Source organism: Actinorectispora metalli (assembly GCF_056323685.1).
Window position 1 is genome coordinate 3821746 of the sequence record NZ_JBREYE010000001.1, and the last position, 13908, is coordinate 3835653.

Sequence of the window (13908 nt, forward strand, 5' to 3'; positions counted from 1 at the left end):
TAGTGACATAACTGGGGGTGTTGAAGATGCCACCGGTTCCCCCGAAACCGGACCGCCCTTTATTTGAAGCCCTACACGACGTGGAGTGGAGGCCGCTTTCCGCTGAGGACTATCTCGAAGACTTCTGGCAGCGTTACGCCCAGGTTCGCCAGCTGTTCTGGAAGCTGGAATGCAGGCAGTTCGTACAGGAGCCGGAAAGCGACAGCTGGTGCGCGCTCGACAGCGGCAGGTGGCAGCTGGCTCTGGACCGTCTACCTGCGGTGATGGGCTCGGTGGCGAACCGGTACCAGAGCGGTGGCAAGCGGACGTTTTCCGGCATCCGGGTGAGATTGGTGGACGAGCCCCTCACGCCGTACCTGCACTGGGAAATGCACGCCCTGCGCTTCCGCGCGGACGCGGGCGAGCACATCCGAGTGCTCAAAATGAGCGACGTGCGCGAGGCGTTGAATTGCAGCGAACTGCCCGAATTGGTCGGTTTGGGCACAAAGATCCTGTATCGCGTCAAATACGACGAGCTGGGCCGCCTGCAGGGGGCCGACCGCACGCTGTCGGCGGAGGCAATCGCGCGCATCGGTGTCGACGTCCGGTGGCTTTACGACCGCGGTGAGGATTTCGAGCACTACTTCACCCGGGAGATCGTGGACCGGCCCCCGCCGCTGTGCATGTCCTTCTGACGCCACCCTCCGTGCCGTACCCGAATGCTTCGTTGACGACGAGGCCTTCGGGTACGGCAGGAATCTGTTGAGTCGGAGCGCCCCAGCTATATCCGGCGCGGGTCACTGCCGCCCGGGAATCGACAACGTTCGTATCACGACGCACTGAACAGTTCATCAGGCACTGTACTGTTCGGCGGGTGTTGAGGAGTAAAGCGCGCGAACAGGCGCTGGCCAGGGTCGGGCGGGCGTTGGCCGATCCGACTCGGTGCCGCATCCTGATCGCTCTGCTCGACGGTGCCGGGTATCCGGCTCAGGTGGCCGAGCAGCTCGGGTTGACCCGGTCGAATGTGTCGAATCATCTGTCGTGCCTGCGTGGTTGCGGTTTGGTCGTGGCCACCTATCAGGGCAGGCAGGTGCGTTACGCGTTGTCGGACCCGCACCTGGCCCAGGCCTTGCGGGAGTTGGTCAAGGTCGTGCTCGCCGTCGAACCGACCGAGTCCTGCGTTGACGAACCGGCCGTGACGGCATCGGAGGCGCCGGAATGATCGGGCCATCCCACCAGGACCTGCCGTTGCCCACCGATCAGGCCGCGGCCGACCACTGCTGTTCAGCACAGACCACGGCGGTCGCCGACGCCGACCAGCGGCGCGTCGTGTTGACGCGGCGGCTGCGGGTGCTGGTGGCCGCGACTATCACCTACAACGTCATCGAGGCCGTCGTGGCGATCACCGCGGGGACAATCGCCGATTCCACCGCGTTGATCGGGTTCGGCCTGGACTCGGTCATCGAGGTCGCCTCGGCCACCGCGGTGGCCTGGCAGTTCGCGGGCGCCGACCCCAAGGCACGCGAGCGGGCCGCGCTGAAGGCCATCGCGCTCTCGTTCTTCGCGCTGGCCCTGTATGTCACGGTCGAATCCGTCCGGGCGCTGGCCGGTGTCGAACAGGCCGCGCACTCCACCGCCGGGATCGTGCTTGCCGCCGTCTCCCTCGTGGTCATGCCGTTCCTGTCCCATGCCCAACGCAGTACGGGCCGTGAGCTTGGCTCGGCCAGCGCGGTGGCCGACTCCAAGCAGACGCTGCTGTGCACCTACCTGTCCGGCGTCCTGCTGGCCGGTCTGCTGCTCAACACTCTGTTGGGCTGGTACTGGGCCGACCCGGTCGTCGCCCTGGTTATCGCGGGGGTGGCGGTCAAGGAGGGCCGCGAAGCATGGCGCGGACAACACTGCTGCTGACCTGAACCACGTCTTCGATGACCGGCAACCTTTCCGCCGGTCCGCGCACGACGATTCGTGACCCACTTCGCTGTCGCACAGCCTGAGGCGCGAATTCGCTGCTGCTGAAGACGGTCGAACCGGAGACCACCCACAGGCTGTGGGAGGGCTGCGCTGCTTATTGGCTAGATGCCGGTCCCGCAGTTCATGGCCCTGATCCGACGCCACATCGAGTCGTGTGCCTGGCGGCACGACAGGCCGATGTCGAACAACGAATCCCCAATCAGCCGCACTCCACCCGCTGAGCCAGGCGGCCCCCACGAAGCCAGGTCTCGGCCAAAGGCAGCGTCGCCATCGGGTTCCACGCCACCCGCCTGAACATGCCTGCTCAGGTTCCGGTCGGCGGCTCGGTGGTCGTCGGGGGAGGAGTGGTCGTCGTCGGAGTCGGCGGCGGGGTCGTGGTCCTCGGCGGCGTGGTGTGGGTGGGCGGCTTGGGTGGCGTGGTCCCGGGACCACCGGTCGGTCCGCCGGTCTGACCGGGGACCGACCGGGTGGTTGACGTCGGGGAGGTGCTCGACGACGGTGTGGTGCTGGTCGAACTCGCGCTGGACGAGAGCGAGGACAGCACCGGCACCGGAAGCTGCGTCGGCGGCGAGGAGACCGGTCGGGTGGCGGGGGACGGCGTGCCCGCGGCGTCGCGGTCGCTGTCCGCCGCCGCGGCCGCCAGCGTCGCGATGGACGCGAACACGGTGGCGGTGAGAACGCCTACCCCCGCGAGCAGAACCTGGGCGGGTAACCGCCGCTTGGTGCCCTCACCCGACAGATCCGCCACTCAAGTCACCAACCAAAGTTTTGCGTCCAGTACCAACCGCGCTCGTCAACGCCCATGCCGATCGTCTTGAAGCCGCAGTTCAGGATGTTCTCCCGATGGCCCTGCGACTTCATCCAGCCGTCCATGACCTGTTCGGCCGACCGGTAGCCCTTGGCGATGTTCTCGCCGCCGGGTCTAGGGTATCCGGCCGCCTTGACGCGGTCGGCGAAGGACCTGCCGTCTTTGGAGGTGTGCGAGAAGTACTTCTGCTCCGCCATGTCGGAGCTGTGGCCCTGAGCGCTGGTGTTGAGCCGGTTGTCGATCTTCAACGGCTGACAGCCCGCCTCCGCGCGCTGCTGGTTGGTGATCTCGACGGCCTTCGCCACGGCCGGGTCCGTGCCGGGCGGCGCCTTCGGCTGGGTCGGGGCGGCCTCGGTCGTCTTCGGCTTCGTGGTGGTGGGTTTCGCCGTTGTGCTGCTGGTGGCGGGGGGAGTGGTCGTGGTGGTGGGAGTGGGAGTCGGGGATTCGCTGCTGGTGCTGGTGATCGTCGGGGAGGTCGCCTTGAACAGAGGGTGGGTGCTGGTTTCGGAGTTCACCGTCGCAACCGCGATCTTGGACGCCGGTAACGTCCATAACACGGTGAGGCCACTTCCGAGAGCCGCTACCACCAAGGCCGACAGCGCGATCCACGTTCCGCGAGACCTGCGCTTGCCGCTGCCGAGGCGTTGTCGCTCACTCATGGCCACGGACCGTACTAGAGGTTTTTCACTCTTTCGAGGGATCAAGCGGTGTTGATTTTCGACTCCGCGTGACAAGTTTTGGAGAGGTATTGACAGCCGACGACAAGAAAGTGCGCCTGCTCGCCTGGGTCCACGGCCGCGTCCAAGGCGTGGGTTTCCGCTGGTGGACGCGCAGCCGCGCGCTCGAACTCGGTCTGGTGGGCACCGCGACGAATCTCGCCGACGGCCGGGTGGAGGTAGTGGCGGAGGGCCATCGGGACGCGTGCACCCAGTTGCTGGCGCTGCTCCGATCGGGGGATACTCCCGGAACCGTGGACACGGTAGTCGAGCAGTGGTTCGCCGCCAGGGGAAATCTCACAGGATTCAGCGAACGATGATCTCGCGCTGATCCCTCAGTCGTGGCGGGCGGGTTGCCGGAGTCCGAACAGGTCCACAGGTACCCTTCTGCGGATACCCACGCCGTGGGATATGTGGTAAAGCGATCATCAGGAAGGCAAGCGCACCGTGTATTTGAAGAGCCTGACGCTGAGGGGCTTCAAGTCCTTCGCCTCGGCTACCACGCTGCGCTTCGAACCCGGGATCACCTGTGTCGTCGGCCCCAACGGCTCCGGCAAGTCCAACGTCCTGGACGCGCTGAGCTGGGTGATGGGCCAGCAGGGCGCGAAGGCGTTGCGCGGCGGCAAGATGGAGGACGTCATCTTCGCGGGCACCTCCGGCCGCGCCGCCCTGGGCCGCGCCGAGGTCACCCTGACGATCGACAACTCCGACGGCGCACTGCCCATCGAGTACACCGAGGTCTCGATCACCCGCCGGATGTTCCGCGAGGGCGCCAACGAGTACGAGATCAACGGCAACTCCTGCCGCCTGCTCGACATCCAGGAACTGCTCTCCGACTCCGGCATCGGCCGCGAGATGCACGTGATCGTCGGCCAAGGCCAGCTCGCCGCGATCCTGGAGTCCAAGCCCGAGGAGCGCCGCGCCTTCATCGAAGAAGCCGCGGGCGTGCTGAAGCACCGCAAGCGCAAGGAAAAGGCGCTGCGCAAACTCGACGCGATGCAGGCCAACCTGACCCGCCTGACCGACCTCACCGCGGAACTGCGCCGCCAGCTCAAGCCACTGGGCAAGCAGGCCGAGATCGCCCGCAAGGCCCAGGCCGTGCAGTTCGACCTGCGCGACGCCAAGCTCCGCCTCTTCGCCGACGAACTGGTGTCCAAGCGCTACGAGCTGGCCAAGGACGAGGCCGACGAATCCGCCGCCCGCGCCAAACGCGCCGAGGTGGAAGAGGCACTCCAGGTCGCGCAGGCCCAGCTCACCGAGCTGGAGGAGCAACTGGCCGCCGACGCCCCGCGCGTCACCCAGACCCAGGACACCTGGTACCGCCTGTCCGCCCTGGAGGAACGCCTCCGCGGCACGGTCCGACTGGCCGTGGAACGCCACCGCCACCTCGCCGAGCCCGTCCAAGCCGCCCGCACCGGCCGCGACCCCGACGAGCTGGAGGCCGAGGCCGAGCACGTCGCAGCCATGGAGGACGAGCTCCAAGCCGCCGTCGAGCAGGCCCGCTCCACCCTCACCGACTCCATCGAGCGCCGCAGCGAACTCGAGCGCGAACTGGCCGCCGCCGAACGCGAGCACATGGCGGCAGTCCGCGCCGTCGCCGACCGCCGCGAAGGCCTGGCCCGCCTGTCCGGCCAGGTCGAGGCCCTGCGTAGCAAGACAAGCGCCACCGCAGAGGAAATCGAACGCCTCTCCATCGCCCTCGCCGAAGCAGCCGAACGCGCCGAACTCGCCCAGCGCGAGTACGAGGACCAGCAGGAGTCCAACGGCATCGACGACGACGGCCGCGGTGACCTGGACGAACGCCACCGCCAAGCCGTGGCCGCGCACGAAGTGGCCAAGCAGCGCGTGGACGAACTGGTGGCCGCGGAACGCAAGTCCGAACGCGACATCGCCTCCTGGAAGGCCCGTGTCGACGCGCTGTCCCTAGGCCTGACCCGCAAAGACGGCGCGGGCGCCCTACTGGCCGCAGGCGCCAAACTCCCCGGCCTGCTCGGCTCGGTCGCCGCGCTGCTCACCGTCGAACCGGGCGCCGAAATCGCCCTGGCCGCCGCCCTCGGTACCGTCGCCGACGCGGTGGCGGTATCCGGCCAGTCCGACGCCGTGGCCGCCCTGGAACTGCTGAAGTCCACCGACTCCGGCCGCGCGGGCATCCTCGTCGGCAACGCACCCTCCACTATGGACCGCTCCCAGTGGCCGTCCCTGCCGGACGGTTCCCGCTGGGCACTCGACTTGGTGCGTTCTCCCGAAGCCCTCCGCCCCGCCCTCGCTCGAGCCCTGGACCAAGTGGCGGTCGTGTCCACACTGGACGAAGCCCGCACCCTGGTCGCGACCCACCCGACCGTCCGCGCGGTGACCCCCGATGGCGATCTGCTCGGCGCCGACTGGGCGGTAGGTGGCTCCGGCCGCAGCCAAAGCGTCATCGAGGTCCAAGCCGCCGTCGATGAGGCAGAGGAAGCCCTCGGCGCCGCCCAACGCGCCGCCGAGACCGCAGGCGCCGCCCTGGAAGGCGCCCGAGCCGAACAACAGGCCCGCCGCGCCGAGGTCAACGCGATCGCCGAGCAGCGCAACGAAGCCAAGGTCGCCCAGGCCCGCACCTCCGAACGCCTCGCCCGCCTCGGCCAAGCCGCCCGCTCGGCCACCGCCGAGGTCGACCGAGCCGCCGCCCAACGCGCCAAGGTCGAAGCCGCCCGCGCCGAAGCCCTCGCCAAGCTGACGGAACTGGAAGAACGCCTCCTGCTGGTCGAGTCGGAGCCCCTGGACGAGGAGCCCGACACCACCCACCGCGACGAGATCGCCGCCTCCCTCGGCACCTCCCGCCAACAGGAAATGGACTCCCGCCTAGCCCTGCGCACCGCCGAGGAACGCGCCAGGGCACTCGCAGGCAAAGCCGACCAGCTCTACCGCCAGGCCAGGGCCGAACGCGAGGCCCGCGCCCGAGCCGAAGCCGCCGCCGCAGCCCGAATCCGAGGCGCCCGCGTAGCCGAGGCCGTGGTCCAAGCCGGCGAGATCGCCCTCGAACGCATGACTCTCTCCCTCACCCGAGCGGTAGCCGAACGCGACGAGGCAGCATCCCAACGCGCCCTCCGCGAAGCCGCCGTCGCCACCGTCCGCACCAAGGTCCGCGAACTCTCCACCGACATGGAGAAGCTGACCGACGCCGTCCACCGCGACGAGATGCTCCGAGCCGAACAACGCCTCCGCATCGAACAGCTCGAAACCAAGATCGCCGAAGAGTTCGGCATGGGCTTGGACGACTTGGTGGAGGAGTACGGCCCCCAGGCCCCCATCCCACCCAGCTCCGCTGAAATCACCGAATACGAGCAGGCCAAGGAACGCGGCGAACAGGTCACGGCCCCAGCGCCGTCGCCTTTCGACCGCCCCACCCAGGAACGCCGAGCCAAACGAGCCGAACGCGACCTGGCTCTGCTCGGCAAGGTCAATCCCCTGGCCCTGGAGGAATTCGCGGCCCTCGAGGAACGCTACAAGTTCCTCTCCACCCAGCTGGAAGACCTCAAAGCCACCCGCCGCGACCTCCTCACAGTCGTAAAGGACGTCGACGAAAAGATCCTGGAAGTCTTCGCCTCGGCCTACGAGGACGTGGCCCGTGAATTCGAAACCGTCTTCGCCACCCTCTTCCCCGGCGGCGAAGGCAGGCTGCTCCTGACTGACCCCGAAGACCTCCTAACCACCGGCGTAGAGGTAGAGGCCCGCCCCCCAGGCAAGAAAATCAAGCGCCTCTCCCTGCTGTCCGGCGGCGAAAAGTCCCTGACAGCGGTAGCGATGCTCGTGGCCATCTTCCGAGCCCGCCCCTCACCCTTCTACGTCCTGGACGAGGTAGAGGCTGCTCTAGACGACACCAACCTCCGCCGCCTCATCACCCTCTTCGAGCAGCTACGCGAAAAGTCCCAGCTGCTGATCATCACCCACCAAAAGCCCACCATGGAAATCGCCGACGCCCTCTACGGCGTCAGCATGCGCGGCGACGGCATCACCCGAGTCATCTCCCAACGCCTCCGCAGCACCGAACCCACCCCCACCCCGAACGGTCACGCCGAACTGTCGGTCGCGGGCGGCTCGTGCACGGCCTGATTGACCAGGTGCCCAAACCCTTTGGCCCAATCAAAGCGCTCTGACATCGTACGAAACGGCCGAAAAATCTCATCGGTGAGAGTGCTCAGTAGCCACGCCCGATCCAAATGCTGGTGATTGCACATGATATTGATGTAAATCAGTCGGAAGTAGCGTTCCGTGTCAGAACTTCGCCATCGTTTGCCAAACTTAATCAACCTTTCGTACCGTTGAGTAAGGATATCTTTCTCGGTTAGGTATGCCTCGTTTAGGAGAAGTGTGACTAGTTCGCGTGCCGGGGACCAATATTCTCCATCGAATGCAATGACGTAGGGTGCGCCTTCGAGTATATCCGAAAGCTCCTTATAGGCGAGTTCATGAAAATCGACGACGTTGTCGCAGGCCATATTGCGCTCATTTGCATTCGGAAGTATGTATCGCCTGGCGGAGTCGCGGAAGTGCATGTCTTTTGCTTGGCGTTCGGCTAGCCATTCTATATCAGGTGTTTGCGGCCTACTTCCGAAGGCTGTGATTCTGAAATCTTGCGACATAGTGCTCCAGGCCGGGGTCAGGGCGAGGGTATCGCAGAGACTTCCCCAGGATTCGGAATCCAGTTGCGATTTCCAGAACCTTGTAATGGATCTCCATTTGTCAATGGGTCTCTCATTTGAGAACACGAGTGTTCCGAGTAGTCCGGATGACCCTGCGGTCGCCGTCAATAGTAGGACAAGATTGGCGGAGTAGCAAGCGTAGCCCTCGGGTAGGGAGTTTGGAATTGGCTGGTAGCTATCGTATCCAGTCGGAGTTTTGGGGTCCATGCAGTCGTTGAAAAGGTTGCTGAGTACTGTGCAAATTTGATCTTGTTCTGAAGCGGGCTTTGTGTCAAATAACTGCATTAAGAATCGGATAGTGGGTTCGCGCAGAGACAACGGCAGGCAGGCGAGCAGAGCTCGCAGGAAGCTGTCGTCGACTGGATCGGGTCGGCGTCGGGAAATGGTGGACGCTCGAAGTGCGAGTTCCCGAAGTTCCTCCATGATGAGTCTCGCCACCAAGAATTCGCCGAAGGTGGCATGAAGAAATTCATAGGTCCGGAGTCGTTCAGCTTCCCTGGTGGCTCGCGCCTCATGCACAAAGAAGAAGCGCCCCACAATACGCTGAGCCGGTGTCAGCCGTGCCCCCAGTCCCTGTTGCGATGGCTCCACTCCCCGGTGAGGCAGCAACACGGTGAGGTCATTGTCGAGTTGTTGTTCGGTGATCCATTGCTGCCCGCGATTGAACATCCCGATCGCCGTGATCGACAGGTCGAGCAGCTCATCCTCGACGAGTTGCTTCACCCCCTGTGGCGGGAGATATGGCACGGTCTTCTCGATCTCTCTGCGGACGAAGCTCGTCAGCAGGCGTTCGTACAGCTGAGAACTGCTTATGGCGGTTCCCTCTCGCTGCAATGCGTTGCTGTCGGCGTCGTAGAGCGCGAGCATCATCAAGAGGAGCGGTTGGGCGGAGAGTTCTGGATGGCGGACGGCGACCTGTGGAGGCAATGGACTCAGGCCGCGATCGGCAAGCAGGGCACCATTTGCCTTGGTCCACATCGTTAGGAATGCGGCGATCTGTTCCTGTCCGAATGGCTCCAACCGTACGGTGACCGTTCTCGTCGGCAGCCGTGCCCGATCGATGACCGCAGTTCTGCTGGTCACGATCATCGCGACCGGCCGTCCAAGTTCGGCTTCGCGGTCCTGGAACTCATAAACTTTTTCCAGGTAATCCGACTGAGAGGTGCCGGTAGCCTGGAGCAACTCGTCAAATCCATCCAGCAGCACGACGGGAAGTGCGCCTTCCGCCGATCTGGCGAGTTCCGGCCAGGAGGTGTTCTCACCGGTCAAGTCCGCGACGGCGGCCTCGATCTGCCGCTGTATAGAACCATCGGCCGGTACTTCCCGGAGGGGGACTCGGATGACGAGGAAATCACTGACCGGCAGCCGAGCCGCCAGTACCTTCGTCAGGACCGACTTGCCTGAGCCCGGCTGTCCGAGCACCACCAGCGGCGCCATCACGGACCTCAGTGAGGTCAGGTGTCCGGCGAGAAACGTTTCGAGATCTTCGCGAACCGGCAGCGTTGACCACCAGGAGTCCTGTGACAAACAACGTGTCTCGCTGGTGACGCGGAAGTCGGGGTTTACGTAGCCTTCGCCCAGCAAGGGGATACGCAGGTTCTCTGGCATATCACCCGCGGTGAGGATGGGTTTGTCCAATGCGGCCCGATAGCGGACAGCGAGAGATTCCCGGGCGTGTCGGGGGACCCTGTTTTCGGTCAGTTCCGAGAGCAGCCGCTCCAGTCCTTGAAGGCTGTTTCGTACTTCTCGGACCTGGTTTCTTGTTGCTTGGTGATCGACAAAATTGGCCCATAGGGCGACTTCGGGGCATTCTGAGGCTAATTTGCGCAAGTGTGTTTCGTAGCAAATCTTCGATTCCGCTACTGCTTCTTCTCGGAGTTGTTTGGCGAACTTTTCACGGAAGCGGTCAGGAAGTTCTTCCCACTGTTTTAGGCCATTTACGAATGAGGCCAGTCGAACACCAATGGTGAAGTAGTATTCCGTGAGACGTTCCAGTGTGGTCTCAAGCGGTGAATGCGCAGCGGGAATCGGTAGATCGGCGAGCAGAATGAGTTCTATGATGCCGTCGAGATGATTTGTGCCGTGATCGTCCCCTGTGGTTAATCGGAGTTGCTCGGCTCTGCTAAGTTCGAGTTCTGCGAGATCGAATGGAAGCGGGAGTTTCTGGAGCGCTTCGAAGTAGGCGCTCACTACCACTATTCCGTGCGCAGCCGCGATGCGCCGTGTGCGGTCGTAGCGACTTTGACCGCGGAGTTTTTCGGCTATACCGGTGATCAGCTTGTTGCCTAGGCGGACTGCCTCGTTCTTGGCGCCGAGTAGGCCCAGGGTGGGCAGCGCTCCGGTGGCTGCGGCTGTGCCGAGGATGAGGCCGCCTGCCAGGTTGTCGAGTCTGGCGACGGTCTCGCTGTCCTTGCCGCCGAGGATCTTGACGGCGTCGGCGTAGCTGAGGAGTTTGGGCACCGCTCGTACCTCCGGAAATCGCGGGAGGTCAATCGTGGTGGGGGAAGGTCAACTTTGGGTGGCGAATGGGGTGGGTTCGCCCGGCTGGGCTAATGGGATTCCGGGCTGACCCCTTTTGGTTGACGGAGCAATTGTTGAAACGTTTTCCGGCTTTTCGAGGCAGGTGGCAGTACAATTGCGGTGGGGAAATGTTGACCGTTGATCGCGATGTGCTCTCGGGGATTGATCGGTCTGGGTGGGGTTCTGGCGGGGTAGTGGGTTTGTGGGGATGCTCTGAGTGGGGGGATGCGTTTGGTCTGTTGGGAAGGGCTGGGGCTGGGGTAATCGGGCGGGGAGGTCCGGGGTGTTCGGGAAGCTGGGCAAGCGGCAGCGGGCGATTCTCCTGTTTGTTTCCACGGCGCTGGGGTTCGTGGTGGCGCCGTCGATCAAGTTCTTCACCGAGCGGTGGTCCTGGTCGTTGGGGTTGTTCGCGTTCGCGGTGGTGCTCGCTGTCGCCGTGCTGGTGGTGCGGATCGATGCCGACGACAACGCCGACGAGGGCGAGGCGGGCGACCGGGCGGCGGAGGCGGGGCATGCGATCGAGTGCGATCTCGGTGGGCTGGAGGTCGACCACCGGTTCTTCGCGCGGCCGGGGTTGCGGCGGAGCATTCGGCGGGCGTTGCCTCGGCGGCACACTGAACTGCCCAGCAGTGAGCGGATGGTGGTGCTGCTGGGGGTGCCGGGGGTGGGGACCACCCAGTTGGCGTTGCAGTACGCGCGGGCTTCCATGCGTAGTTACCCGGTGATCCGGCTGATCCACGCCAGCGATGAGGCGTCGCTGCGGGCGGGGTTCGAAGACCTGGCGGGGTTGTTCAAGGTGCGCAGGCACGCCTCGCTGCCCGACCACCTCCAGGCCATCCAGCACGCGATGAGCCGGACCAGGGGATGGCTGCTGATCATCGACGGGGCCGCTGGCGACCCGCGGAAGGTGATGGACCTGATCCCGGACCGGCACCGCGGGCATGTGATCGTCACGACGCAGAACCGCGAGTGGCAGCACTGGGCGCCGTGCATCGAGGTGCCGCGGTTCACCGTCAACGAAGCGGTCGCGTTCCTCCGGCGGGACGAGATGCTGCCCGCCAGGGACGCCCGCCGGGTGGCCGAGGCGGTGGACCGGATTCCGTTGCTGCTCGCCCACGCCGCGGACCAGCTCAAGTTGATGACCGTGGACGAGTTCCTGTCCTCCACGGAGCAGGCCGGGCTGCTGGAGCGGCGACCGCCCAGCTACCGGGGGACCGTGGCCGCGGTGTGGCAGCAGGCGTTCCCGCGGCACTCCGACGCCCAGATGCTGCTGAAGATGCTGGCCTACGTTGCGCCGTCCCGGCTGGAACTGGGGTTGCTGAGTCCCGCCGCGCAGAACTCCGCGGCGTCCGACGTCATCGCGAACGTGGAGCGGCGGCGAGCCGCGCTCGCGGTGCTGCACGGGAACTCGCTGGTCAACGTGGCGCAGGGCGATGTGGTCGTCTCCTCCGCGCTGCAAGCCGCGGTGCGGCGCGGGATGAACCGGGTGGTGGCCCGCAACCACGCCCACAACGTCGTGGACATCCTGGACGCGAGCTTCCCCGCCGACGTGCGGTCGCCCGCGGAGTGGCATAGCTGCCTGCACCTGCTGCCGCACGTGTTGGCCGCCTCCCGGCAGCTGGCCGAGCTGGAGGAGAAGTCGATCAGCGGGGCGCGGCTGCTGTACCGGGTCGGGTGCTACGAGATCGAGCGCGACCTCGGGACGCAGGCCGCCGACACGTTCGAGCGGGCGCTGGAGTTCCTGCACACGCCATCGGAGTCCGCGGACGAGCGGGAGTTGCGGACCCGGATCAGGGTGAACTGCGCCGTCGCGCAGCGGATCAGCACCGGGGTGGACCAGGACCTGGCCGCCGCCCAGCTGGTCGTCGACCGGGCCGAGGAGGTGCTGGGGCCGGAGGACTACGACACGTGGCGGGCGCAGACGAACCTCGCGCACGTGTACTTCCTGCTCAACCACCGGGACCGGGCGATCGAGATCGCGCGGAACACCGCCGAGGAGCAGATCGCGCGGTTCGGGCACAGCAGGGAAACGCTGCTGACCATGGGCGATCTGGCCACCTACCTGGGTTCGCCGGAGGCGCGGACGCAGCTGCTCGACCGGTTGTGGACGGCGCTGGAGCTGGAGAGCTTCGTGCTCCGGGAGCGGCGCTCGACGCTCGGCGAGGACGACCCGACCACGCTGCTGGCGGTGGCCAACTACGCCACCACGTTGTCCAGGCTCGGCGAGCACCGCGACGCGATGGTGTTGGCGGAACCGGCCTACAAGCTGGCCGAAACCAAGCTGGGGCTCGGTCACCCGCGCACCCTGGACCTGCTGCGGGTGCTGGTGGAGGTTCCGCTGCGGCGCAGCGACAACGAATCCGCCTGGCGGGAATTGCGCTCGCTGGGGCGGGCCGAGTTGCTGGCCGACCAGGCCATCGATCGGATGGCCAGGACCTACGGCTACACGGCGGCGGAGACGTTGAGCATGCGCTGCACGAGGACCACCATCCTGCTGCGGGCGGGCCGGGCCAAGGCCGCGCTCAAGGAGCTTGAGGTACTCCGGCAGTTGGCCGTGGAGACCTGGCCGGGCGATCACGCGGACCTGCTCAACATCGAGATCAACTACGCGCGGGCGCTGTGGCGGCTGGGCAGGAACACCGCCGCCATCGAGGCCCGGCGGCGGGTCTGGCAGCAGTACCTGGCCATGGACCCCGGCGGGGTCGAGGTGTTGCGGCAGACCGACCGGTTGGCGGACTGGTGCGAGCAGGCAGGCGACGCGGCGCAGGCCACCGTCGTGCTGCGGCGCGGCTACCAGGCACTGCACACCGCCGACGACGAGGAACTCACCGAGGACTTGTTACGCCGGAAGCTGCGCAGCCGAGACAGGATCGTTTCGCTGGGTGGCCGAAGTTGAACCATCTGACCGATGCGCACCCTTTGTAAGGTGCGCCACACTAAGTACAGTCTGTCCTTAGCTGGATGCGGGGAGTGACAGGTATGAGCGGTTTGCCGATGGGGTCCGGGGGCTTACACGCCTCCTCCGACCCTGGTGCCAACAAGACCGAGTCGATCACTGTGGACGACCTCGAGGACACGTCGGAGACCAGGCTGTTGGGCATCGCCCGCTTCCCGGTCCTCGGCGCCGCCATCGGCGCACTCATGGGCACCTTCGCGGCGCCGACCCTGGACGCCGACTGAGCATGCGCGCCGCCCACCGATCGGCCCCCGCAGGGCCGACGGGCAGTGACGCACA

General features: G+C 65.7%; 10 protein-coding genes. 7 read left to right on the forward strand and 3 right to left on the reverse strand.

The genetic code is table 11. The annotated features are described in order from the left end of the window. Positions 1-80: 80 nt before the first annotated feature. From ACU6XJ_RS17915 to ACU6XJ_RS17925, 3 genes are all read left to right on the forward strand, one after another. Complete coding sequence (locus ACU6XJ_RS17915; RefSeq protein WP_476312684.1) at positions 81-674, forward strand: DUF6879 family protein; 594 nt, start codon at positions 81-83, stop codon at positions 672-674. Positions 675-853: 179 nt separating this feature from the next. Then, the gene (gene cmtR, locus ACU6XJ_RS17920) at positions 854-1201 is read left to right on the forward strand and encodes a Cd(II)/Pb(II)-sensing metalloregulatory transcriptional regulator CmtR (RefSeq protein WP_476312687.1); all 348 of its coding nucleotides are present in this window, start codon (positions 854-856) and stop codon (positions 1199-1201) included. Next, complete coding sequence (locus ACU6XJ_RS17925) at positions 1198-1887, forward strand: cation efflux transmembrane domain-containing protein (RefSeq protein WP_476312690.1); 690 nt, start codon at positions 1198-1200, stop codon at positions 1885-1887. Before cmtR ends, ACU6XJ_RS17925 begins: the two co-directional genes overlap by 4 nt. 367 nt (positions 1888-2254) lie before the next feature. Here the strand turns inward: ACU6XJ_RS17925 and ACU6XJ_RS17930 are convergent, their stop codons facing one another. After that, a complete protein-coding gene (locus tag ACU6XJ_RS17930) occupies positions 2255-2698 on the reverse strand; it encodes a hypothetical protein (RefSeq protein ID WP_476312693.1) in 444 nt (147 codons plus the stop codon). 5 nt (positions 2699-2703) lie between these two features. Beyond that, on the reverse strand, positions 2704-3417 hold the full coding sequence (locus ACU6XJ_RS17935) for a CAP domain-containing protein (protein WP_476312696.1): 714 nt from the start codon (positions 3415-3417) through the stop codon (positions 2704-2706). Between the two features lie 89 nt (positions 3418-3506). Between ACU6XJ_RS17935 and ACU6XJ_RS17940 the strand changes: the two genes are divergently transcribed. Both ACU6XJ_RS17940 and smc read left to right on the forward strand, forming a co-directional pair. Beyond that, entirely contained in the window at positions 3507-3794 is a 288-nt protein-coding gene (locus tag ACU6XJ_RS17940) for an acylphosphatase (RefSeq protein ID WP_476312698.1), read from the forward strand. 127 nt (positions 3795-3921) lie between these two features. Then, complete coding sequence (gene smc, locus ACU6XJ_RS17945) at positions 3922-7563, forward strand: chromosome segregation protein SMC (protein WP_476312701.1); 3642 nt, start codon at positions 3922-3924, stop codon at positions 7561-7563. Here the strand turns inward: smc and ACU6XJ_RS17950 are convergent. Then, complete coding sequence (locus ACU6XJ_RS17950) at positions 7521-10613, reverse strand: NACHT domain-containing protein (protein WP_476312704.1); 3093 nt, start codon at positions 10611-10613, stop codon at positions 7521-7523. The genes smc and ACU6XJ_RS17950 overlap by 43 nt on opposite strands. Before the next feature lie 343 nt (positions 10614-10956). Here ACU6XJ_RS17950 and ACU6XJ_RS17955 point away from each other — a divergent pair, with 343 nt between their 5' ends. Further along, complete coding sequence (locus ACU6XJ_RS17955; RefSeq protein WP_476312706.1) at positions 10957-13569, forward strand: hypothetical protein; 2613 nt, start codon at positions 10957-10959, stop codon at positions 13567-13569. Positions 13570-13652: 83 nt separating this feature from the next. Next, positions 13653-13853, forward strand: a complete 201-nt coding sequence (locus tag ACU6XJ_RS17960; RefSeq protein ID WP_476312709.1) for a hypothetical protein — start codon at positions 13653-13655, stop codon at positions 13851-13853. Positions 13854-13908 lie beyond the last annotated feature (55 nt).